The organism is Rhodoferax sp. GW822-FHT04A08, from assembly GCF_058801025.1.
Genome location: NZ_JBXAMW010000010.1, coordinates 144,114 through 165,696 on the forward strand (window position 1 = coordinate 144,114; position 21,583 = coordinate 165,696).

Here is a 21,583-nt window from a genome sequence, read left to right on the forward strand (position 1 = left end):
ACGCGGCCCCCTTGGGGGGCAGAGAGCCACACACAGTGGGCGAACGTGGGGGCCATATCAGTCGGCGAGCGCACGTTCAACCACTTCACGCACGTCGTTGCTCAAGTCAACCTTGGCTGCAACGCGCTTGAGCGCTTCACAGGCTGCGCTACGGTAGGGTTCCGCCAGGCGTTTCCAACGGTCCATGGCGCGCGCCAGGCGGGCCGCCACTTGCGGGTTGGTGGCGTCGAGCTCCATGACGCGCTCGCTCCAGAACACATAGCCCGCCGCATCCGCACGGTGAAAGCCACCCGGGTTGCCGCTGCAGTAGCTGAAGATCACACTGCGTGCGCGGTTGGGGTTGCGCAGGTTGAAGTCGGGGTGCGTCATCAGCTGGCGCACGGCGGGCAGCACATTGCCACCGCGGTCCGGTGCGCTGGCCTGCAGGGCAAACCATTTGTCCAACACCAAGGCTTCGTCCTTGAACTGGCTGTAGAAGCGTGCAAGGGCAGGTGCTGCATGCGCATGCCCAGCGCTCACCAGAGCCTGCAGTGCGTTGAAGCGGTCGGTCATGTTGCCCGCGTCCTTGAAGCGCTGCAGCGTCTTGCCCGGCCATACGGCATCACGGGATTCGGTGGATGCCAGGCACAGGAAGGTGAGGGCCATGCCTGCCAGCGCGCGGCGTCCGCTGGACAGCGGGTCAGGGCGGTAGGCGCCGTTGTCCTGGTGCTCGGCATAGGCCCATTCCCAGTCGGCGAACAGCGCGCGTGCCAGTTGCAGACGCATGCTGTCGCGCACCGCGTGGATGCGCTGCGGGTCGACCAGATCGAGCTGCTCGGCGATGTAGGTTTCGGACGGCAGCGTCAGCACGAGTTCCTTGAAGGCCGCATCCAGTGTGGGATGGCGCAACACGGCGCGCATGGCGGCGATGTAGGCATCGTTGAGCACGCCACTGGTATTGCCCGAGGCAATGGCCGCAGTGGCGCTGCGCAGGGCCAGGCGCTGTCCGGCTTCCCAGCGGTTGAACGGGTCGTTGTCGTGCGCCAGCAGCGTGAGCAACTGCGCATCGCTGTAGTCAAAGTCCAGCACCACGGGCGCCGAGAAGCCGCGCAGGATGGAGGGCACAGGTTCTTCAGCCACGTTTTCAAAGGTGACTGATTCACTGGCTTGTGAGAGCACGAACAGATAGCTGTCGCTCGCCGTAGTTGTGCCCTGCAGCTGCAAGGGCAGGGCTGCGCCGGTTTGCGCGCCGACCAGGCCCAGGCTCACTGGAATGACAAACGGCAGCTTTTCCGGCTGACCCACCGTGGGGGCACAGCTCTGGCTGAGGTGCAGCGTGTAGGTGCGGGCTTCTGCGTTGTATTCGCCACGGGCAGCCACACGCGGTGTGCCGGCCTGGCTGTACCAGCGCTTGAACTGCGGCAACTGCCGGGCCAACGCGGAGTCCGGGTTGGCATCGGCAATGGCTTGCGCAAAGTCGTCGCAGGTCACGGCCTGGCCGTCAAAGCGCTCGAAGTACAGCGTCATGCCTTTGGCAAAGCCAGCGCGCGAGGTCAGCGTCTGCATCATGCGCACGACTTCCGCACCCTTTTCGTAGATGGTGACGGTGTAGAAGTTGTTGATCTCGATGTAGCTGTCAGGCCGCACCGGGTGTGCCATGGGGCCCGCATCTTCCGGGAACTGGGCGGTGCGCAGCACGCGCACGTCTTCGATGCGCTTGACCGCGCGGGCCGACGGATCGGCGCACAGGTCCTGCGAGAACTCCTGGTCGCGGAAGACGGTCAGGCCTTCTTTCAGCGAGAGCTGGAACCAATCGCGGCAGGTGATGCGGTTGCCGGTCCAGTTGTGGAAGTACTCATGGCCCACCACGCTTTCGATGTTGCTGTAGTCCACATCGGTGGCCGTGGCCTGGTTCGCCAACACGTACTTGGTGTTGAAGATGTTCAGGCCCTTGTTCTCCATGGCACCCATGTTGAAGTCGCTGGTGGCAACGATCATGAAACGCTCCAGGTCCAGCGGCAGGCCAAAGCGGGCTTCGTCCCAGGCCACTGAGGCCATCAGCGAGTTCATCGCGTGTTCGGTCTTGTCCAGGTCGCCGGGGCGCACATAGACCTGCAGCAAATGGTCCTTGCCCGCACGCGAGGTGATGCGCTGCTCGCGCGCCACCAGTTGCCCGGCCACCAGGGCAAACAGGTAGCAGGGCTTCTTGTGCGGGTCCACCCACTTGGCAAAGTGGCGTCCGTCTTCCAGCGCGCCTTGCTCCACCAGATTGCCGTTGGACAGCAGAACCGGGTACTTGGCCTTGTCGGCGCGCAGGGTGACGGTGTAGCTGGCCATCACGTCCGGGCGGTCCAGGAAGTAGGTGATGCGGCGAAAACCCTCGGCTTCACATTGGGTGAAGAAGGAGTCGTTGCTCACGTACAGGCCCATGAGCTTGGTGTTCTTGGCTGGGTTGCAGGTGGTGAAGATTTCCAGTGCAAAAGGCTCGTTGCCTTCGGGCAGGTTTTCCAGCACCAGCTTGTCACCGTCCATCTTGAACGAAGTGCCCTGGCCGTTGACCAGCACGCGTGCCAGGTTCAGCTCTTCGCCGTCCAGCCGCAGCGCTTGGGCGGGCACGTCGGGGTTGCGGCGCAGCGTCATCTTGTTGAGCACGCGGGTCTTGGCCGGGTCCAGGTCAAAGCACAGGTCTACCGTGTCAATCCAGAAGGCCGGGGCACTGTAGGCCTCGCGCAGAACAATGGCGGGCGCCTGCGCGCCACCATCGTCTTTAGAGCTTTGCAGCATGGTGAGTCTCCAGAAAGTTACTGTTTAAAAGTTCGGTGTAGTCGGCCACCGCGGCAATCACGTGCGGTCCTGCCAATTCGGCTGCGCTGTGGCCGCTGCAAATGGCAACCGCGCGCATGCCGGCGCGGCGTGCGGCTTCAATGCCATGCGGTGCGTCTTCAAAGACGATGCAGTTGGCAGGGTCGGTCTGCAAGCGCTGTGCGGCCGCCAGAAAGATCGCAGGCTCGGGTTTGCCAGGCAGCCCCTCGTCACCGCGTGCGATCGCCTGGGGCGGCACTTCCAGCGCCAGATGCTCCAGCACGAAGTTCAGGTTGTGGATGTCCCCAGCTGTGCCCACACCGATCTTCAGGCCGCGCTGGCGGGCCTGGGCCTCGAATTGCTTGAAGCCCTTGATCTCGGTGAACCGTGGCCCGAATAGCTCGCGGTACAGCGCTTCCTTCTCGTGCACCAGTGCCCAGGCTTCGGCCTCGCTCAGATGCTGGCCCAGCAACAAGCGCACGCACTCCATGCCGTTGGCGCCGGTGACGCGGCGCATCAGTTCGGCAGGTTCGATGTCAATGGCGTGCCGCTGGGCAAAGTCGATCCAGGTGCGCGCATGCCAGGGCATGGAGTCCACCATGGTGCCGTCCATGTCGAAAATCAAAGCTTGAACCATCACACGCCTTGCTTCAACGAGGCTTCGATGAACACGTCCAGATCGCCATCCAGCACTTTCTGCGTGGCCGAGACTTCGACGTTGGTGCGCAGGTCCTTGATGCGGCTGTTGTCCAGTACGTAGCTGCGGATCTGGTGGCCCCAGCCCACGTCGGTCTTGGTGTCTTCCAGTTTCTGCTGCTCAGCCTGGCGCTTGCGCAGCTCAAAGTCGTAGAGGCGGCTGCGCAGGCGCTTCCAGGCGACGTCGCGGTTGCTGTGCTGGCTGCGGCCGTCCTGGCACTGCACCACGATGCCGGTGGGGATGTGGGTCAAGCGCACGGCAGAGTCGGTCTTGTTGATGTGCTGGCCGCCAGCGCCGCTGGCGCGGAAGGTGTCCACCCGCACGTCGGACGGGTTGATGTCGATCTCGATGCTGTCGTCAATTTCCGGGTAGACAAACACGCTGGCAAAGCTGGTGTGGCGTCCGCCGGAGGAATCGAACGGGCTCTTGCGCACCAGGCGGTGCACGCCGGTCTCAGTGCGCAGCAGGCCAAAGGCGTATTCGCCCTCGATCTTGATGGTGGCGCTCTTGATGCCGGCGGTGTCGCCATCGGTCAGGTCTTCCACCGTGGCGGTGAAGCCCTTGCGTTCTGCGTACTTGAGGTACTGGCGCAGCAGCATGCTGGCCCAGTCGCAGGCCTCGGTACCACCGGCGCCGGCCTGGATGTCCAGGAAGCAGGGCAGGGGGTCTGCCGGGTTGTTGAACATGCGGCGGAATTCCAGCCCTTCGATGATGGCTGCGAGCTTGGCGGTCTCGGCTTCGATGGTCTTGAGGCCGTCTTCGTCGCCGTCTTCCTTGCTCATCTCATACAGCTCGGTGTTGTCGGCCAGCTCACGATCCAGGTCGGTGAGCGTGACGACGACGCCGTCGAGCATCTTCTTTTCCTTGCCCAGTTCCTGGGCCTTCTTCGGGTCGTTCCAGACCGTGGGGTCTTCTAGCGATGCATTGACGGTGCGCAGGCGCTCGGCTTTGGCATCGTAGTCAAAGATACCCCCGTAAATCGAGCGCACGGCGGCCCAGGTCTGCGAGGGTGGTGCCGATGAGGTTGATGCGTTCTACGTCCATGATGATTCTGTCCTGATTCTGTAATGCGGGATTAACCCGCCATTTTCTCATGCCCGGGGCATGACCCTCAGGCAATGAAGCGTTCGATCAGGGCAGCCACCCGTTCCGGCTGGTCGTGGTGCAGCATGTGGCCGGCGTTTTCAATGTGCACTGTCTCCAACTGGGGGACAGCTTTCATGCGCTCCTGGAACTCCTCCAGGCCGTAGCTGCCCTTCCAGAACAGCTCCATGCTGTTGTCGCTGGCAATCAGGTTCAGCACGGGTGCGGTGATGTTGCGGTACAGCGCCAGCGCCAGCGCCTCGTCCACCCGGTACAGGTTGGCGCTGGTGATCTTGTGGGCGGCATGGCCCAGGATCTCCCAGCGGCCCTGCGCGTTGCGGCTGGACCAGTGGCTGGCCAGCCATTCGGCCTTGTCACGGGAGAGGCGCGGATTGGTCTTCATCAGCCGTTGCGCCACACCGTCCAGACTGTCGTAGCTGCGCAGTTCGCGCTGCCCCAGGTGCAGGGCCTTGAGTTCATCGATCCAGCGCGCGTAGCGCGTGGGTGCCTGCGCAGCCACAGTGGCCGGCATGCCAAAGCCTTCCAGATTGACCAGGCGGCGGATGCGCTCGGGGCGCACACCCGCATAGGCCATCACCACATTGCCGCCCATGCTGTGGCCCACCAGGTTGACGGGTTGGTTGGGCGCAAAGTGGTCCAGCAGAAAGTCCAGGTCCGCCAGATAGTCGGCAAACACGAAGTGGTCCACATCGCCGACCTGGGTGCGGCCAAAGCCGCGCCAGTCCGGCGCAATCACATAGTGGTCGGCAGACAGCGCATCCACCACGAACTGGTAGCTCGCGGCCACGTCCATCCAGCCATGCACCAGCACCAGTGGCGTCTTGCCCGCTGCGGGTTCACCCCAGACCTGGACGTGGTATTGCAGTGTCCGGATGGGGACATGGGTACTTTGGGCGATGCGTTTGACTTGGTACATTCGGGCAATCATAAGGAGAGCCACAGTGCCCAGTCGTCAACTCCGAGACAAAACCCCATCCCGTACCCCGACACCATCCGGCACCCTGCCCGAGGGCTATCGCAGGCTGCACAGCGCGTTTCGCTGGCAGGTGCCCGAGCGCTTCAACATCGCCCGGGAATGCAGCGCGCGCTGGGCCGCCCAGCCCGCAGCAGCCCAGCGAATGGCCATCCGCACGTTTGCCAACGGCACCGTGCAGGCGTCCTACAGCTACGCCCAGTTGCAGGAACAGGCCAACCGGCTCTCCAACGTGCTGGCGGCGGCAGGCGTGCGGCGCGGTGACCGGGTTGCCATCGTCATGCCCCAGTGCTTCGAGACGGCGGTGGCCTACATCGCCGTGCTGCAAATGGGCGCGGTTGCCATGCCGCTGTCGCTGTTGTTCGGGCCGGAGGCGCTGGGCTACCGGCTGGAAAACAGCGAGGCGGTGCTGGCCATTGCCGATGCCTCTGCATTGGCGAGCCTGCAGCAGGTGCGCGCAGAGTGCCCGCAGCTGCGTTGCGTGATCGGCGTATGTGCGCAGGACGTCTTGCAAGGCGGCGCGCAACTGCATTTCGCCGCCAGCGTAGCCCAGGCCTCGCCCGTATTTGAGTGTGTCGACACCGCGGCCGAAGACCCGGCCATCCTGATCTACACCAGCGGCACCACGGGCAACCCCAAGGGCGCCTTGCTTCCGCACCGTGCCCTCATCGGCAACCTGACCGGCTTCACCTGCAGCCAGAACTGGTTCGGCTTTGATGGCCAGACCAACCGCAGCTCCAAAGCCGTGTTCTGGAGCCCGGCGGACTGGGCCTGGACCGGTGGGCTGATGGATGCCTTGCTGCCCACGCTGTACTTCGGCTGCACCATCATCGCCCAGGCAGCGCGCTTCGATCCGCAGACCGCCTTGCAGTTGATGGGGCATTGCGGCGTGACGCATACCTTTCTGTTTCCCACTGCCATCAAGGCCATGATGAAAACCTGCCCCGGCAACGCGTCGGCGACGGTGCAAGAGCAGTACAAGCTGCAGCTTGAAGCACTGATGAGCGCGGGCGAGGCGATGGGCGACGCGGTGTTTGCCTATTGCGAGCGGCAAATGGGCGTTACGCCCAACGAGATGTTCGGTCAGACCGAGATCAACTACATCGTAGGCAATTGCGCGCGGCACTGGCCGCCGCGCGCCGGCAGCATGGGCATGGGTTATCCGGGCCACCGTGTCGCCGTGATCGACGAAGATGGCAACGAGTGTCCGGTCGGCGTGCCGGGCGATGTGGCACTGAACCGCTTCGACGTCCATGGCCAGCCCGACCCGATCTTTTTCCTCGGCTACTGGAAGAGCGATGCCGCAACCCGCGACAAGTTCACTGGCGACTGGTGCCGCACCGGCGACCTGGCGGTGCGCGATGCCGAGGGCTATCTCTGGTACCAGGGCCGCTCGGACGATGTGTTCAAGTCTTCGGGCTACCGCATCGGTCCTGGCGAAATCGAGAACTGCCTGGTCAAGCACCCGGCGGTCGTCAATGCCGCCGTGGTGCCCAAGCCGGATGCCGAACGGGGTGCGGTGGTCAAGGCCTATGTGGTGTTGTCAGCCGACGTGGTGGCATCCTGCGGCAACAGCACGTCTGCGCGTGCCGACTTGCATGCCCGCCTCACCGCAGAGCTGCAGTCCCATGTGAAGGGCCTGCTGGCGCCGTACGAATACCCCAAGGAAATCGAGTTTGTCGATGCGCTGCCGATGACCACCACCGGCAAGGTGCAGCGCCGCGTCTTGCGCTTGCAGGAGGAGGCGCGTGCAAAGGGTCTTGCCGGTTAATTGAGGCGCAGGCTTTCGCGCTGGGCGGGCAAGCGGGGGGCAGAGCTCCGTGCGCCTTCCAGCTTGAAGATGGACACGGTGTTTACCAGTTCACCCGCTTGTGAGCGCAGGCTGCTGGCTGCAGCGGCAATCTGCTCCACCAGTGCGGCATTCTGCTGGGTGGTGCGGTCCATTTGCGTCACGGCTTCACCGACCTGAGCCACGCCCAGCGACTGCTCGTTGCTGGCCGAGCTGATCTCGCCCATCATGTCGGTCACACGGCGGATGGATACCACCACCTCGTTCATGGTGGTGCCGGCCTCATCGACCAGGGCCGAACCCTGCTCGACCCGCTCCACGCTGGCGTTGATCAGGTTCTTGATTTCCTTGGCCGCTTCGGCGCTGCGTCCGGCCAGGGAGCGTACTTCGGATGCCACCACGGCAAACCCGCGGCCCTGTTCTCCAGCGCGTGCCGCTTCCACCGCCGCATTGAGCGCCAGAATGTTGGTCTGGAACGCAATGCCATCGATCACGGAGATGATGTCGGAGATCTTGCGCGAAGAGGCATTGATCTCTTTCATGGTGTCCACCACCCGGCCCACGACGTCGCCGCCACGCGCTGCCACGCTGGATGCGCTGGCTGCCAGCTGGTTGGCCTGGCGCGCGTTATCGGCGTTGTGCTTGACCTGCGCGCTGAGCTCTTCCATGGACGCGGCAGTTTCTTCCAGGGCGCTGGCCTGCTGCTCGGTTCGGGCGCTCAGGTCGTGGTTGCCCTGGGCGATTTCCGAACTGGCGGTTTCCACGCCTTCAGAGCCCTGGCGCACCCGGTCCACCACCTGGGCCAGGCTTTGCCGCATGGCTTCGAGCGAATGCAGCAGTTCGGCTATTTCGTCGCGGCCGTTGGCATTGAGTACATGGGTCATGTCGCCCGTGGACATCTCCTGCGCAGCGCGCACGGCTTCCGACACGGGTTTGGTGATGGCACGCGAAATCAGGATAGCCAGCACCGCGCCAATGCCCAGTGCAGCCACCAAGGCACTGATGACGGTCACTTTGCCGGTGGTTACCACTTTCTGGGTATCGGCCCAGACGGTTTCCGCTTCCTTGGCGTTGAATTCGCTTATGGTGCCCATGTCTTTCATGGCAGCCTCAAACGGCTTGCCCACCTGGTCGCGGAACATGTCTTCGGCCATGCTGGCGTTGTTGACGCTGGAGAGCTCCAGCATCTTGGCGTCCGCCGCGGCCCATTCCGCCAGGTTCTTTTTGAAGCTGGCGTAGGCCTTGGCCTCCACATCGGATGCGAACGCGGCAGACGCCTTGCCGTCCAGTGCTTCCATCTGTTTGCGCAGATCGGCGATGAGCTTCTCCTGATCCTGCTTGACGTTGGGGTCGGAAGCCAGCAAGTGCATGGCCTCGGCACGGCGCACGTTGCCCAGCATGCCACCCAGGGCGGCAGTCAATTGCACGCTGGGCAGGTTGTTGGTAGCAATCTGTTCGGTCTTGAAGGAAAGGTTGGACAGCTGGAACAGCGCCATGGCGCCCAGTACCAGGGTCAGAGCCAGCACGCTGGCAAATCCGAGGGTCAGCTTGGTACCGATTTTCAGGTTGGAGAGATTCATATTGGCTGCGCCTTGCGAACTTTATGGGTTGCACCGGCTATAGTTTTGACGACGAACTAATGCTATGCGCTTTAGGTCGTGTTGTGCGCAAGGGTTATCCCTGCAATGTCGGCCGTTGCGTGGGATACTGCGCGCGCTGGTACTTTTCCACTCCCAAATACCCTTACATCCCCTATGAAACTCGTGTCTCTTGGCCAAAGCGATCTGCAGGTAACACCCGTCTGTCTGGGTACCATGACTTTTGGTGAACAGGTCAGCGAGGCAGACAGCCACGCCATCCTCAGCCGCTCGCTGGAGCGCGGCATCAACTTCATCGACACGGCCGAGATGTATTCCGTGCCGCCCAAGGCCGAGACCTTCCAGGTCACCGAAAAAATCATCGGCAACTGGTTCGAGAAAAATCCCGGCGCGCGTGAAAAGCTGGTGGTAGCGACCAAGGCGGCTGGCCCCTCACGCGGCATGCCGTGGATCCGCAACGGCAGCCCCGACCTAAGCGGCGCCGACATCATTGCCGCCTGTGAAGGCAGCCTCAAGCGTCTCAAGACCGATGTGATCGATCTCTACCAGCTGCACTGGCCTACCCGCAATGTGCCCATGTTCGGCAGCCTGTATTTCGACCCCACCAAGGACAATCCCGCAGTGGCCACCATCCACGCCCAGCTCGAAGCCCTGCAGACGCTCGTAAAGGCGGGCAAGGTGCGCGCCATCGGCCTGTCCAACGAAACACCCTATGGCGTGCACGAGTTCGTGCGCGTGGCAGAGCAGTACAACCTGCCACGCATTGCCACGGTGCAAAACGTGTATTGCCTGATCAGCCGCAGTCTGGAGAACGGACTGGACGAAACCATGCACCGCCTGGGCGTGTCGCTGCTGGCCTATTCGCCTCTGGGCTTTGGTTTGCTCACCGGCAAGTACGACGTGTCGGGCACCACCGGGCCGGACGCACCGGCGCAGGCCCGCATTGCCAAGTACGAGTCCATGCGCAAGCAGCGCTGGGGCCGCCCCGAATCGCTGGCTGCCGCACGCCGCTACAACGCGCTGGCCAAGGAATACGGCCTGACCCCAACGCAAATGGCGCTGGCCTTCTGCTACACCAAGTGGCAGGTGCGCAGCACCATCATCGGCGTGACCTCGGTGGCCCAACTGGACGAAGACATCAACGCCTGGGGCACCACCCTGCCCGAAGAGCTGCTCAAGAAGATCGACGCCGTGCGTTGGGAAATCCGCGACCCGGCCAACTGATATGGCAAAACACGTCTCCGAAACACCGGCCACCCAGCTGCTGAAGGCGAACAAGATCGCCTTCACCGAGCATCCGTACGAATACCTGGAGCATGGCGGTGCCCAGCACAGCGCCCAGGTGCTGGGCTTTGACCCGTTCACGGTGGTCAAGACGCTCATCATGCAAGACCAGGACGCCAAGCCCCTGGTGGTGCTGATGCACGGCAACCGCAAGGTTTCCACCAAGAACCTGGCGCGCCAGATCGGCGCCAAGTCGGTGGAGCCCTGCACGCCCGAGGTTGCCAACCGCAACAGTGGCTATTTGGTGGGCGGCACGTCCCCGTTTGGCACGCGCAAGACCATGCCGGTGTACATCGAGGAAACGATTCTGGATTTGCCCAAAATCCTCATCAACGGCGGGCGGCGCGGCTACCTGGTGGGGCTGGACCCGCAGGTCTGCGTGCAATTGCTGTCTGCAAAAAAGGTACAGTGCGCGCTGGCCGAATGATTGGCGGCAGATAACAGGAGACGGTTTTGAATTCGATAGCAGTGGTGTATCCGGCCCTGGCCGCCGTGGCGGCTTACCTTGTGGGCTCTCTTTCCTTTGCGGTGATCGTTAGTCGGGTCATGGGCCTGAACGACCCGCGCACCTATGGCAGCAAGAACCCGGGTGCCACCAATGTGCTGCGCTCCGGCAGCAAGGCCGCAGCCGTCGTTACGCTGTTGCTGGACGCGCTCAAGGGCTGGGTGCCCGTGGTGCTGGTCAGGTGGTTTGGCAAGCCTTATGGGCTGGAAGAAGGCACGCTGGCGCTGGTGGGGCTGGCGGCTTTTCTGGGCCACTTGTACCCGGTGTTCTTCCGCTTTGTAGGCGGCAAGGGTGTGGCTACCGCGCTGGGTGTGATCATGGGCATCAGTGCCTGGCTGGGCCTGGCGGTGCTGCTGTCCTGGGTGATCATTGCCTACTTCTTCCGCTACTCGTCGCTGGCCTCGCTGGTGGCATCGGTGTTTGCGCCGGTGTATTACCTGTTCGGTGACGGGGTGGCCTGGTACGAAGACAACTGGGTGCTGCTGTCCATGGCCGTGATGTCGGGCCTGTTGATCTGGCGCCATGCCGAAAACATCAACCGCCTCTTGAAGGGCACCGAATCCAAGCTGGGCAAAAAAGCCGCCTGAGGCGCCCTATGCGTGTTCAGGCCACGGCCTGCGCACTCAGGCACAACACCTGGTAATGGTTCAGCTGGGCGCGCACGCTGGAGGCCGCCAGGGCCGAGCGTATGCGGGGCAGTGCCCTTGCCGTGGCATGCAGGCGCGGGCTGCGCAGTAACTGGCCGTCGGCCGACCCCACGATGGCCACGTCCGGCATATTCGGTTGGGCGCTGCGCCGCAGGACCACGCCCAGCTCATCACTGTCCATACGCACAAAGGTTCCCGGAGGGCACAACCCCACCACACGCATGAGCGCCTGGCCGATTTCGTCCGAGCGGTCTGCGCCATTGGCCATCACCGCACGGGCGGACTCGCTCGCACTGCGGCCCGCACGCGAGAGCCGCGGGCTGATCATGGCGGCGTAGCGATCCACCGTCTTGAGCACCCGGGTCAGGCGAATGACCGGGGCTACCGTGCGGAAGTCGCCCACCTCGGGCTGGTTGTCGTGGTGGTTGCCCACCACCTCCAGCCAGTTTTCGTCCTGCACGCCCACGGAGCCCAGCATCATGGCCGACCTGACCGGGTGCAGGCGGATCATCTCCTGCTGAGCCGGGTTGGGGCGCTCGGTCTGGGTGGCCAGCACGTCCTGCATCTGGGTCATGGCCAGGTTCATGGTCAGTGCGGCGCGCACCAGGCTATCGCGCTCTTTGGGCGGTAGCTGCAGCTCGTGGGCAATCAGGTGGCACAGCACGGCACACACCAGGGCGTGCGAAGCGCTATAGCCCACCGGCGAATTGCTGGCCAGTTGGAACAGCAGGTACAGCCCTGCATCCTGGTCGCGTTGCAGCAGGCCTTGCATCCAGCGGTCGTACTGCAGCACGCGCTGGGCAAACTGCTGGCTGCTGTCCGGATGGCTCAGGATGATGGCCAGGCCGGACTCCAGGTCCGCCCATTCGGCCAGCAGGTCTTCGTATTCGTTTTCGTCTTTGACTTGCATGGCGGCTGCTACTCAGAAGCGCTTGTCCAGAACCATCTGGTCGTTGGTCCGGGTCATCTGGAAGTGGGTCAGAAAGCTGTTGCCCAGCAAGACGTAGGGCATGGAGCCCGGCGACACCAGGCAGTCCACGTTGTACACCTGCACGTCGCCCACCTGCACCGAGGCGAGTTTGACGCGCCAGGCCGGTATCACGCCATTGGCTGTGCTGACGCGGCCCATCTCACCATCGCGGTATTTCAGCCCCATGCGGTCGGCGTCTGCCGTGCTCAGGCCTACCATGCTGGCGCCGGTGTCCACCATGAAGGTAACGGTATTGCCGTTGATCTGCCCCTGGGTCATGAAGTGCCCGCCGCTGCTCGCGGTCAGCACTACACGCGAGCCCGAAACACCTGCGGCGCCGCCCACGTTGGCCGGCGCTTCGCCCACGCGCAAGCTGAGCTGCTTGCCGTCGATAGTGACGACTGCGGTATCGCCCTTGACGGACAGCAACTTGACGCCTTTGTAGGTGTCACCGCTGGCCACGCTCTTGGGTGGTGCGCCGTCGATGATCAGCAGGGCCTTGTCGCCCATCATGCCTGCCAGTCCTACCGTCTGCGCCACCACCTGCTGCATGAACAGCAGCAGGGCAGAGGCCAGCAGGGCAGGGGTTTTCATCAGTCGCGGAAGTTGTTGAAGCTCAGCGGCATGTCCGGAACTTCTTTCTTGATCAGTGCCATGGCAGCCTGCAGGTCGTCGCGCTTGGCGCCGGTGATGCGCACGGCATCGCCCTGGATGGCGGCCTGCACTTTCATCTTGCTGTCCTTGATGGCGCGCTGGATCTTCTTGGCCACCTCGGACTCAATGCCGTTGCGCACCTTGATGACTTGCTTGACCTTGTCGCCGCCTATCTTCTGCACATCGCCCTTGTCCAGAAAGCGCACGTCTACATTGCGCTTGGCCAGCTTGTTGCGCAGCACGTCGTCGATCTGCTGGAGCTGGAAATCGGCATCGCCAATCAGCGTGATTTCCTTGTCCTTGAGCTCGATGCTGGCAGAAGTGCCCTTGAAGTCAAAGCGCGTGCCGATTTCCTTGGCGGTGTTGTCCACGCCGTTCTTTACTTCGGTCAAATCGGGTTCGCATACGGTGTCAAAAGAAGGCATTTGGGTACTCAAAAATAGCGGTGAGACAATCCTGCCATGTTAGTCGAGAAAAACGTCCCCCTGCAGGCCTTCAACACCTTCCACATCGTTGCAAAGGCCCATTCCCTGATCCGTATCAGGTCCGAAGAAGACGTGCGCGCCGTGCTGGCCGACCCGGATCTGGCAGCCAGCCCCAAGTTTGTGCTGGGCGGGGGCAGCAACATCGTGCTCACCGGCGACGTCAAGCCGGTGGTGCTCAAGGTGGAGATTGCCGGCAAGCGCCTGCTGCAGGAAACGCCGCGCCACTACATCGTGGAAGCCGGCGCCGGCGAAGGCTGGCACGACCTGGTGGCCTGGACCCTGGAGCAGGGCTATCCGGGCCTGGAAAACATGGCGCTCATCCCCGGCACCGTGGGCGCAGCCCCGGTGCAGAACATCGGCGCCTACGGGCTGGAGCTGCAAGACCGCTTTGAATCCCTGGACGCCATCGACCTGCAAACCGGCCAGGTGTTCACGCTCAACGCCGCGCAGTGCGCCTTTGGCTACCGGGATTCGATCTTCAAGCACAGCAGCAATGCCGAGTTGCCCCAGGCCCTGGGCCTGAAAGACCGGGTGCTGATCCTGCGGGTGCGCTTTGCCATTCCCAAAGCCTGGAAGCCCGTGCTGGGCTACGCCGACCTGGAAAAAAAGATGGCCGAGCAGCGCTGCGACCAGCCTACGGCGCGCCAGATCTTTGACTGGATTTGCGACATCCGCCGCGCCAAGCTGCCCGACCCGGCTGTCATCGGCAATGCCGGCAGCTTCTTCAAGAACCCCACCGTCACGCCCGAGCAGTGCGCCGACATCATCGCGCGCGACCCCAAGGTGGTGCACTACCTGCTGGCCGATGGCTCGGTCAAGCTGGCTGCGGGCTGGCTGATCGACTCCTGCGGCTGGCGCGGCAAGACCGTCGGCATGGCCGGGGTGTATGAAAAGCAGGCCCTGGTCCTGGTCAACCGCGGCAGCGGTAATGACGGGGACGGCGCCACCGGCGGCGAGGTGATGACACTGGCCAAAGCCATACAAACCAGTGTGTACGAACGCTTCGGTATCCAGCTCGAACCCGAGCCCGTGGTGATCTGACTCTAAGCCCATGTAAAAGAGTCGGTCACTGCAGAAGACTACAGTGCACCCATGAAAAACATTCTTATCCTGGGTGGCACGGGCTTCGTCGGTGCGCATGTGTGTGAAAAACTGGCCCGGGAGGAATGGGACATCACCGTTGCCACCCGGCGAGAGAACAACGCACGCAACGTCATGCATTTGCCCGGGCTCACCGTGCAGGAATGCGATATCCACGACGAAGCCGCCCTGACCCGTCTGGCCAAAGGGCATGACGCCGTAGTCAACCTGGTGGCCATCCTGCATGGCGACAAGCAGTCTTTCCAGCGCGTGCATGTGGATCTGCCCCGCAAGATCGCCGCGGCCTGTGCGGCATCGGGCGTCACCCGCCTGGTGCATGTGAGCGCGCTGGGCGCCAACCCGCAGCAGCCCCAATCCGCACCCTCGATGTACCTGCGTAGCAAGAGCGAAGGCGAGGCCGTGCTGCTGGCCCAATGCAGCGCCCTGGCCCTGACCATCCTGCGCCCCAGCGTGATCTTTGGCCATGGCGACAAGTTCCTCAACCTGTTTGCCGCCATGCAGCAGGTCGCGCCCTTTGTGCCCCTGGCCTGCGCCGATGCCCAATTCCAGCCCGTGTGGGTGGAAGACGTGGCCAACGCCGTGGTCAAGGCCCTGGAGCGCACCCACCCGGGCGTGCAAACTTACGAAGCCTGCGGCCCGGAAGTTTTCACCCTCAGGCAACTGGTGGAAATCTCCGCCAAGCTGGCCGGCATCAACCAAGGCAAAGGCCGCCCCGTGTTCTCCTTGCCCCACTGGGCCGCCAGCCTGCAGGCCCGCACCATGGAAATGATGCCCGGCAACCCCCTGATGAGCCGCGACAACCTCGACTCCATGAAACTCCCCAGCGTGGCCACCCCCGGCATGCCCGGCCTGTCCGCACTGGGCATAGAGCCCGCCGCCTTGCAGGCGGTTGCGGGCGACTACCTGGACGAGGGCTCGCCCTGGCATTCGCTGCTGGGGGTGCGCAAGCGGGCGAACTGGAAGTAGCAGGCAGATGAAGGCATGAAGTGGAGGGTGTTGGCGCTGCGGCATGCAAAGCATGTCCCATGGCTGCTGCTGGCACTGTGGCTCCTGGCCTTCCTGGGGATTCGGTTGGGATGGTGGCGCGTGGGGGCCAGCACGGTGCCTTTGGTGATGCTGACCTGCGCCATCGGTCTGGCTGTGCCCGTGTGGGCTGCCTGGCAGCGTGAACGCTGGATTCGCGAAGCGCCGCTGCCCCAGTTCCTCAAGCGCAAGCTACGGCAAACGTACCCCCACCTGAGCGGCAAAGACGCGGATTTGGTGGAGCGCGGTCTGCGCCAGTTCTTTCTGGCCTGCCACCGCAGCCGTCGCCAATTTGTTGCCATGCCATCCAAGGTGGTCGATGTGCTGTGGCATGAGTTCATCCTGCACACGCAGGCTTACCAGCGCTGGTGCGACATTGCGCTGGGCCACTTCCTGCACCACACGCCCGCCGAAGTGCTGGGCACGCGATCCGACCGCAACGACGGCTTGCGCCGCGCCTGGTTCTGGGCCTGCAAGGAAGAATCCATCAACCCCCGCAAACCCAGCCGCTTGCCGCTGCTGTTTGCCCTGGATGCCAAATGCGGCATAGAGGGCGGCTTTCAGTACGTGCCCGATTGCAAGGACATAGACCGCAAGAGCGACGCCAATGGTGACGGCTCTGGCAGCTATTGCGCAACGGACTTTTCGGACGGCTCCAGCAGTGGGGACAGCGATGGGTTTGGTGGCATGGATTCCTCTCATTCCTCCCACTCTTCAGGCGGCAGCGATGGGGATTCCGGGAGCGGCGGAGATGGGTGTGGCAGCGGGTGTGGTGGGGGTGGGGATTAGGCGCTACGGCTTTTACGACATCGCAATCCCTGGCGTTCTGCATGCCATACCATTTGGCCTAGAAAAGCCCTTCATCCGCCGAAAGCAGCTGCAAATGATCAGTTTGCTGAATCCCTGGTCAGGCACAGTTGCCGCCTTGACTTAGTTTTCGGGAGCGGTCAGAACCATGAGCATTTCTGCGATGACTGCGAAGCTCTCATCGCTTTCTGGTTGCTCAATGACGAGCGGTTGAAATCCGGGCATGGTCGAGTCCGGTTTCAGCGTGATGCGGGTATGCCGCCAATCACCGTCTGCCACTGCCATTTTTTCGCTTGAATACAGCTTAATGGTGTAACGCCCCCCGGTTTCGGGATCTGCAATAGTGCGATGCTGCACAACCACAATTTTCCCCTCACGTGTTCCTGATGGGTTGGCTCGAAAAAGACACCAAGCACCATTGGGGATCCTACGGTTCATTGATTCACCGATAACCTGGGCTACGAATAGCCCTGGTTGGGGGTTCACCCAATCTGGTAAAGCGACCCATTCATCCGCTTCATGCACAAGCGCTTGCAGGTCTGAAAAGTTTCCGGCCGCAATGCGTAGATCCAGCAATGGTGCAGCGGCCACTCCTGCGTTTAACTCCGACTTTGAAACACGCGGTAATGGCACGACATTTGCCACTTCAGTCCGTTGACTTGAGATGCCGTCTTGTATTTCGTTACCACTCGCACGCAATTTGCTTCGGATGAATTCCCTAAGTTGTGGGTCAGTGCAGTAGACATAACAGCCTTTCATACCCCGAGTCATCAGAGTACGGTAAGTGTTTTTTACGATGGCGTCAGCAAACGCAAGCGCCTTTTCGCGTTCCGTTTTGAGTAGGCTTTTGAGTCCACGCACAGACTTGTCCGAAGAGGCACGCTTATTCGCATTGCTGACAATGCGTCCGTCTCGATAGGTGAGGTCCGGTCCAATGATCACGCCGACATAGTCGAGCTCCAATCCTTGACAGGTGTGTATGCATCCAACTTGGTCTATAGAACTTGGAGTGATGATCCACAAGCTTCCGTCCTTATCCAAATTCCAGCGACGTTGGTAGTCAAACTCTGGAAGCTGGATGTCCCATGCGTTGGGGTCTTTTTTGCTGGGCCATGTCCAACAGTAGCCAGCCACGACTCGAGATCGATTGTTGATTCGATTCTTAAGCGCCACAAGCTCATGCATTTCGACTGGATTGTCGAACACACGAAAGTCATATTCCCGGGTTTCGAGAGTTGTATTTTCCGTTTTGCGGATATCAAGAGTGTTATCCAGCCACTCCAAGTACCCATCAGAACCGTTGCAACGAAACTGAGATGCCAACACCAACTCTGTTATTTCGGCTCCAAATTCCTTCGCTCGAAGTCGAAGTTCTTCTGCCTTACCTACATCTTTAATCGTCACGCATTGGTTGTCGTCTACGAAGAAAACTGTGCATCGAGACGAACGTATAACTTCCTTTACCTGGCTTTCACCCAAGTTGCCGTATAGGCCGCTCTTTTCATTTAGGCGATGGGCTTCATCGACGATGAGTACATCGTAAATGTCGGGTGCCGTGTTAACGAAGGCTCCAGAACCGGAGAAAAGGTTGCTTATGCGTGTTTTAGAGAAAGTGCCAGCCAGTCGAGCTTCATAGACTGCTCGTGGTGCTGCATTTTTGGAGACGTAGCGTGCGTTGCGCTTGCGATTGATTAGTGTGCCCAACAGGTTTATGGCAATCACCGATTTGCCTGTGCCAGGACCACCTTGAACAATCACAACCTGCTTTCGCTGCGTTGCTTTGGTTTCGATCTGGAGGATGGTTTCGTATGCCACCTTTTGATCATCAAGAAGAATAAATTCGTTTCTTCCCTGAAGTAAAGCGACGACACTGTCGGCCAACATCTTTGAAGGCTGAATGCGTCCATTTTCGATGGTGTAGAGAATGCCCTTACGGTCACCGAATCGAACGTGCTCTCGGATGAATTGTTGTAATTTTTCACGCTCCCGTGCTAGAAATAGTGGGGCTCGTTCGATGTGTTGCTGGTAGTGCGGGTGGTCGATTTCACCGTCTCTCGGGTGATTGTGCAAGTAGGCGCAAGGTTGAAGCTTCATGTCGCCTTCATGCACGGCCCTATTGAAATCCTCCAGATAAGCGGCGTAAGACCAAGCTTGATAGGAGGGATGTGGTCCCTCAGTCTCACCAGTTTTTCCACCTCTTCTCGCCCACACGATCGCATCTTTATCGCTTCTACGTGACTCTGACCACTGCTTCAATTCAACGATGACTACTTTGGACCTTGAGTGAACGTCTTCGCCGGTAATGACGAAGTCAATGCGCTTATTTTGAAGTGGGAGTTGATACTCGATGGCTATGCCAGCATCTGACGGAATTTCATCGTCCTTCAATACTTTGGCCATCTCCATAAGAGAGTTTTTCCATGATCGAATTTCCGACGGACCGACTCCGTGACCCGTGGCGTTGAAGAAGTGACGTGACATGACATCTTCGATGTCATCGTGCAGTGCATGATGCAGAAAGTCACTCTTACTCGCTTGATAGATGATCATTGATCAAAGCTCGTTGTATTTCTTGCTTGAGCCACGGGCTTTGTCAATTGGATATTTGAGAGCGTTGGCTTTCACTTTCGCTTGTGCCGCTGCGATTGGATCGATGCCAAGAGCAGTTGAGAGTTGGATTAAATACAGTAGTACATCCGCAATTTCCGAACCTATGGCTTCTCGTTTCTCATCGGACACCTCTTGACTTTGGGCTTCGGTGAGCCATTGAAAATGCTCTAGCAATTCGCCAGCCTCCACCACCAGTGCTGAAGCAAGGTTTTTGGGTGAATGAAAGGGTTGCCACTCGCGTTCTTTTGCAAACTTTTCGAGCTGTAGGGCTAGGTCGCGTAGCGAGTCAGTCATTAGGGAATTAATTTAGTTTCTGCGATTCAACCCCACTTTAACTTGAACACACTTTCATTCCCAAAAAGTATCGACCGACTAGCCGTACTAGTAAGTCCAAAACAACAAAGCCCGCCAAGCTTTCACTTGGCGGGCTTTGTTTTTTGCGCTTCAGCTGAGGCTTACTTACCCAGCTTCAAGAAATCATCCCCCTTACCCAACTCCAACAACCCCGCATTGGAGTAAATCCCCAGCTTGGCCCGCGTATCCGAGATGTCCAGATTGCGCATGGTCAGTTGGCCAATGCGGTCCAGCGGGCTGAAGGGCGCGTCTTCCACTTTTTCCATGGAGAGGCGCTCGGGCGCGTAGGTCAGGTTGGGAGATTCTGTATTCAAGAGCGAATAGTCGTTGCCGCGGCGCAGTTCCAGGGTGACGGTGCCGGTGATGGCGCGGGCGACCCAGCGTTGGGCGGTTTCGCGCAGCATGATGGCTTGGCTGTCGAACCAGCGGCCCTGGTACAGCAGGCGGCCGAGCTTGCGGCCGTTGTCGCGGTACTGTTCGATGGTGTCTTCGTTGTGGATGCCGGTGACGAGGCGTTCGTAGGCAATGAACAGCAGTGCCAGGCCGGGGGCTTCGTAGATGCCGCGGCTCTTGGCTTCGATGATGCGGTTTTCGATCTGGTCGCTCATGCCCAGGCCGTGGCGGCCACCGATGCGGTTGGCTTCCAGGATCAGGCTGACCAGGTCAGGGTATTCCACGCCGTTGAGTGCCACGGGGCGGCCTTCTTCAAAGCGCACCGACACTTCTTCGGCCTTGACCACGCAGTCGTCACGCCAGAAGGGCACGCCCATGATGGGGTTCACGATCTTGATGCCGGAGTTGAGGTTTTCCAGGTCCTTGGCTTCGTGGGTGGCGCCCAGCATGTTGCTGTCGGTGGAGTAGGCCTTCTCGGCCGACATCTTGTAGCCAAAGCCGTGCTGCGTCATGAAGGCCGACATTTCTGCGCGGCCGCCCAGCTCGTCGATGAAGGCCTGGTCCAGCCAGGGCTTGTAGATCTTGAGCGCGGGGTTGGTCAGCAGGCCGTAGCGGTAGAAGCGCTCAATGTCATTGCCCTTGAAGGTGGAGCCGTCGCCCCAGATGTTGACGTCGTCCTGCTTCATGGCCGACACCAGCATGGTGCCGGTCACGGCGCGGCCCAGGGGTGTGGTGTTGAAGTAGGTCACACCGGCGGTGGTGATGTGGAAGGCGCCGGACTGCAGGGCGGCAATGCCTTCGGCGGCCAGCTGCGGGCGGCAGTCCACCAGGCGGGCCTTCTCGGCGCCGTATTCCATGGCCTTGCGCGGGATTTCGTCGTAATCGGCTTCGTCGGGCTGGCCCAGGTTGGCGGTGTAGGCGTAGGGCAGGGCACCCTTGAGCTTCATCCAGTGCAGGGCAGCGCTGGTGTCCAGGCCGCCGGAGAAGGCGATGCCGACCTTTTGGCCGACGGGGGTGTTTTGGAGAATGGTGTTGGACATGGTGTTGCTTTATGCGTAGCGGCAGATGTAGTGGTAGGCCTGGGCCACGCGGATTTCAAACTTGGAGTTGGCGGGCACGCTGAAGGTGTCGCCTTCGGACTGGCTGACCCAGGTGTCGCTGCCGGCCAGCTTGTATTCGCAGCTGCCGCCCACGCATTCCATGGTTTCTGCAGCACCGGTGCCAAAGGTCAGGGTGGAGGCCAACACCACGCCCACCGAAGCTTTGCTGCCATCGGGCAGGGTAAAGCTGTGGCTGACGCACTTGCCATCAAAGTACACATTGGCTTTGGTGGAGAGGGATACGGAGTCGATCTGGGTGGTGATGGTCATGGGAGAAGGCGCACTGATTGGGGAAACCGCTGATTTTAAAGGAGTCGCTCCGCAAACAGCTCGGGCTTGAATCCCACGGTGACGCTGCCGTCGGCCCAAACCACCACCGGGCGCTTGATCACGCTGCTGTGCGCGGTCATCACCGCGCTGGCAGAGGCGTCGTCCACCACCGAGGCCTGGATGGCCGCGTCCAGCTTGCGCCAGGTGGGGCCGGCGCGGTTGATGAGCTTGTCGCGCCCCACGGCCTTGAGCCAGCCGGGCAGCAGGTCGGCAGGCACGCCTTCCTTCTTGAAGTCATGAAAAACCGTCTCCACAGCCTGGTCGGCGAGCCAGGCGCGGGCTTTTTTGACGGTGTCGCAGTTGGGGATGCCGTAGAGGTGAATGGTTTTCATGGCCGTCATCATGCCAGCGCGGCGGCTGGTGGGCGACAATTCCGGG

At 61.3% G+C, this 21,583-nt stretch carries 20 protein-coding genes; 7 read left to right on the top strand and 13 right to left on the bottom strand.

Translation table 11 applies throughout. From position 1 onward, the window contains the following. Nucleotides 1-57: 57 nt before the first annotated feature. The 4 genes from pepN to AC1RMF_RS18810 form a co-directional block, all read right to left on the bottom strand. Nucleotides 58-2,763, bottom strand: a complete 2,706-nt coding sequence (pepN, locus tag AC1RMF_RS18795) for an aminopeptidase N (protein ID WP_493143498.1) — start codon at nt 2,761-2,763, stop codon at nt 58-60. Further along, a complete protein-coding gene (locus tag AC1RMF_RS18800; protein ID WP_493143499.1) occupies nt 2,747-3,418 on the bottom strand; it encodes an HAD family hydrolase in 672 nt (223 codons plus the stop codon). Before AC1RMF_RS18800 ends, pepN begins: the two co-directional genes overlap by 17 nt. Next, nucleotides 3,418-4,522, bottom strand: a protein-coding gene (prfB, locus tag AC1RMF_RS18805) for a peptide chain release factor 2 (RefSeq protein ID WP_342618435.1) whose coding sequence is annotated in 2 segments (ribosomal slippage) — nt 3,418-4,440 and nt 4,442-4,522 — 1,104 coding nt in all. Because the reading frame shifts where the segments join, the coding sequence is not laid out codon by codon here. Before prfB ends, AC1RMF_RS18800 begins: the two co-directional genes overlap by 1 nt. Before the next feature lie 67 nt (nt 4,523-4,589). After that, a complete protein-coding gene (locus AC1RMF_RS18810; RefSeq protein ID WP_493143502.1) occupies nt 4,590-5,498 on the bottom strand; it encodes an alpha/beta fold hydrolase in 909 nt (302 codons plus the stop codon). A 25-nt stretch (nt 5,499-5,523) separates the two neighbouring features. Between AC1RMF_RS18810 and AC1RMF_RS18815 the strand changes: the two genes are divergently transcribed. Continuing rightward, on the top strand, nt 5,524-7,326 hold the full coding sequence (locus AC1RMF_RS18815; protein WP_493143504.1) for an acetate--CoA ligase: 1,803 nt from the start codon (nt 5,524-5,526) through the stop codon (nt 7,324-7,326). On the opposite strand, the gene AC1RMF_RS18820 is transcribed toward AC1RMF_RS18815, so the two are convergent. Continuing rightward, nucleotides 7,323-8,924: a methyl-accepting chemotaxis protein gene (locus tag AC1RMF_RS18820; RefSeq protein WP_493143506.1), complete on the bottom strand. Its 1,602-nt coding sequence runs from the start codon at nt 8,922-8,924 to the stop codon at nt 7,323-7,325. The two genes, AC1RMF_RS18815 and AC1RMF_RS18820, sit on opposite strands and share 4 nt — an antisense overlap. Nucleotides 8,925-9,098: 174 nt before the next feature. Between AC1RMF_RS18820 and AC1RMF_RS18825 the strand changes: the two genes are divergently transcribed. From AC1RMF_RS18825 to plsY, 3 genes are read left to right on the top strand one after another with little or no spacing between them, the layout of a single operon-like run. Continuing rightward, nucleotides 9,099-10,166 (top strand): aldo/keto reductase, encoded by a 1,068-nt coding sequence (locus AC1RMF_RS18825; RefSeq protein WP_493143507.1) that lies wholly within the window; start codon nt 9,099-9,101, stop codon nt 10,164-10,166. 1 nt (nt 10,167) lies between these two features. Further along, the gene (gene ybaK, locus AC1RMF_RS18830) at nt 10,168-10,653 is read left to right on the top strand and encodes a Cys-tRNA(Pro) deacylase (protein WP_493143509.1); all 486 of its coding nucleotides are present in this window, start codon (nt 10,168-10,170) and stop codon (nt 10,651-10,653) included. 35 nt (nt 10,654-10,688) lie between these two features. Then, nucleotides 10,689-11,318: a glycerol-3-phosphate 1-O-acyltransferase PlsY gene (plsY, locus tag AC1RMF_RS18835; protein WP_493143537.1), complete on the top strand. Its 630-nt coding sequence runs from the start codon at nt 10,689-10,691 to the stop codon at nt 11,316-11,318. A 16-nt stretch (nt 11,319-11,334) separates the two neighbouring features. On the opposite strand, the gene AC1RMF_RS18840 is transcribed toward plsY, so the two are convergent. From AC1RMF_RS18840 to AC1RMF_RS18850, 3 genes are read right to left on the bottom strand one after another with little or no spacing between them, the layout of a single operon-like run. Further along, nucleotides 11,335-12,288: an HD-GYP domain-containing protein gene (locus AC1RMF_RS18840; RefSeq protein WP_493143510.1), complete on the bottom strand. Its 954-nt coding sequence runs from the start codon at nt 12,286-12,288 to the stop codon at nt 11,335-11,337. Nucleotides 12,289-12,300: 12 nt separating this feature from the next. Further along, on the bottom strand, nt 12,301-12,942 hold the full coding sequence (locus AC1RMF_RS18845) for a retropepsin-like aspartic protease family protein (RefSeq protein ID WP_493143512.1): 642 nt from the start codon (nt 12,940-12,942) through the stop codon (nt 12,301-12,303). Further along, nucleotides 12,942-13,427 (bottom strand): YajQ family cyclic di-GMP-binding protein, encoded by a 486-nt coding sequence (locus tag AC1RMF_RS18850; RefSeq protein ID WP_493143513.1) that lies wholly within the window; start codon nt 13,425-13,427, stop codon nt 12,942-12,944. The genes AC1RMF_RS18845 and AC1RMF_RS18850 overlap by 1 nt, the downstream gene beginning before the upstream one ends. A 36-nt stretch (nt 13,428-13,463) precedes the next feature. Here AC1RMF_RS18850 and murB point away from each other — a divergent pair, with 36 nt between their 5' ends. The 3 genes from murB to AC1RMF_RS18865 are packed head-to-tail and all read left to right on the top strand — an operon-like array spanning nt 13,464 to nt 16,400. Next, nucleotides 13,464-14,528 (top strand): UDP-N-acetylmuramate dehydrogenase, encoded by a 1,065-nt coding sequence (murB, locus tag AC1RMF_RS18855; protein WP_493143514.1) that lies wholly within the window; start codon nt 13,464-13,466, stop codon nt 14,526-14,528. A 51-nt stretch (nt 14,529-14,579) separates the two neighbouring features. Further along, the gene (locus AC1RMF_RS18860; RefSeq protein WP_493143516.1) at nt 14,580-15,554 is read left to right on the top strand and encodes a complex I NDUFA9 subunit family protein; all 975 of its coding nucleotides are present in this window, start codon (nt 14,580-14,582) and stop codon (nt 15,552-15,554) included. Nucleotides 15,555-15,569: 15 nt separating this feature from the next. After that, nucleotides 15,570-16,400: a glycine-rich domain-containing protein gene (locus tag AC1RMF_RS18865; RefSeq protein WP_493143517.1), complete on the top strand. Its 831-nt coding sequence runs from the start codon at nt 15,570-15,572 to the stop codon at nt 16,398-16,400. A gap of 141 nt (nt 16,401-16,541) precedes the next feature. On the opposite strand, the gene AC1RMF_RS18870 is transcribed toward AC1RMF_RS18865, so the two are convergent. The 5 genes from AC1RMF_RS18870 to AC1RMF_RS18890 form a co-directional block, all read right to left on the bottom strand. Beyond that, nucleotides 16,542-18,968 (bottom strand): DNA/RNA helicase domain-containing protein, encoded by a 2,427-nt coding sequence (locus AC1RMF_RS18870; protein ID WP_493143519.1) that lies wholly within the window; start codon nt 18,966-18,968, stop codon nt 16,542-16,544. A gap of 3 nt (nt 18,969-18,971) precedes the next feature. Then, nucleotides 18,972-19,322 (bottom strand): nucleotide pyrophosphohydrolase, encoded by a 351-nt coding sequence (locus AC1RMF_RS18875; RefSeq protein WP_493143520.1) that lies wholly within the window; start codon nt 19,320-19,322, stop codon nt 18,972-18,974. Between the two features lie 161 nt (nt 19,323-19,483). After that, the gene (argG, locus tag AC1RMF_RS18880) at nt 19,484-20,815 is read right to left on the bottom strand and encodes an argininosuccinate synthase (protein ID WP_493143522.1); all 1,332 of its coding nucleotides are present in this window, start codon (nt 20,813-20,815) and stop codon (nt 19,484-19,486) included. Between the two features lie 9 nt (nt 20,816-20,824). Beyond that, on the bottom strand, nt 20,825-21,139 hold the full coding sequence (ppnP, locus tag AC1RMF_RS18885) for a pyrimidine/purine nucleoside phosphorylase (RefSeq protein WP_493143538.1): 315 nt from the start codon (nt 21,137-21,139) through the stop codon (nt 20,825-20,827). Between the two features lie 41 nt (nt 21,140-21,180). Further along, on the bottom strand, nt 21,181-21,546 hold the full coding sequence (locus tag AC1RMF_RS18890; RefSeq protein WP_493143540.1) for an arsenate reductase: 366 nt from the start codon (nt 21,544-21,546) through the stop codon (nt 21,181-21,183). Nucleotides 21,547-21,583 lie beyond the last annotated feature (37 nt).

What these genes read in the sequence shown, in the direction of transcription:
- pepN (WP_493143498.1), bottom strand. Translation starts at nt 2,763, where the DNA reads ATGCTGCAAAGCTCTAAAGACGATGGTGGCGCGCAGGCGCCCGCCATT.
- AC1RMF_RS18800 (WP_493143499.1), bottom strand. Translation starts at nt 3,418, where the DNA reads ATGGTTCAAGCTTTGATTTTCGACATGGACGGCACCATGGTGGACTCC.
- AC1RMF_RS18810 (WP_493143502.1), bottom strand. Translation starts at nt 5,498, where the DNA reads ATGTACCAAGTCAAACGCATCGCCCAAAGTACCCATGTCCCCATCCGG.
- AC1RMF_RS18820 (WP_493143506.1), bottom strand. Translation starts at nt 8,924, where the DNA reads ATGAATCTCTCCAACCTGAAAATCGGTACCAAGCTGACCCTCGGATTT.
- AC1RMF_RS18825 (WP_493143507.1), top strand. Translation starts at nt 9,099, where the DNA reads ATGAAACTCGTGTCTCTTGGCCAAAGCGATCTGCAGGTAACACCCGTC.
- ybaK (WP_493143509.1), top strand. Translation starts at nt 10,168, where the DNA reads ATGGCAAAACACGTCTCCGAAACACCGGCCACCCAGCTGCTGAAGGCG.
- AC1RMF_RS18840 (WP_493143510.1), bottom strand. Translation starts at nt 12,288, where the DNA reads ATGCAAGTCAAAGACGAAAACGAATACGAAGACCTGCTGGCCGAATGG.
- AC1RMF_RS18845 (WP_493143512.1), bottom strand. Translation starts at nt 12,942, where the DNA reads ATGAAAACCCCTGCCCTGCTGGCCTCTGCCCTGCTGCTGTTCATGCAG.
- AC1RMF_RS18850 (WP_493143513.1), bottom strand. Translation starts at nt 13,427, where the DNA reads ATGCCTTCTTTTGACACCGTATGCGAACCCGATTTGACCGAAGTAAAG.
- murB (WP_493143514.1), top strand. Translation starts at nt 13,464, where the DNA reads ATGTTAGTCGAGAAAAACGTCCCCCTGCAGGCCTTCAACACCTTCCAC.
- AC1RMF_RS18860 (WP_493143516.1), top strand. Translation starts at nt 14,580, where the DNA reads ATGAAAAACATTCTTATCCTGGGTGGCACGGGCTTCGTCGGTGCGCAT.
- AC1RMF_RS18865 (WP_493143517.1), top strand. Translation starts at nt 15,570, where the DNA reads ATGAAGTGGAGGGTGTTGGCGCTGCGGCATGCAAAGCATGTCCCATGG.
- AC1RMF_RS18870 (WP_493143519.1), bottom strand. Translation starts at nt 18,968, where the DNA reads ATGATCATCTATCAAGCGAGTAAGAGTGACTTTCTGCATCATGCACTG.
- AC1RMF_RS18875 (WP_493143520.1), bottom strand. Translation starts at nt 19,322, where the DNA reads ATGACTGACTCGCTACGCGACCTAGCCCTACAGCTCGAAAAGTTTGCA.
- argG (WP_493143522.1), bottom strand. Translation starts at nt 20,815, where the DNA reads ATGTCCAACACCATTCTCCAAAACACCCCCGTCGGCCAAAAGGTCGGC.
- AC1RMF_RS18890 (WP_493143540.1), bottom strand. Translation starts at nt 21,546, where the DNA reads ATGACGGCCATGAAAACCATTCACCTCTACGGCATCCCCAACTGCGAC.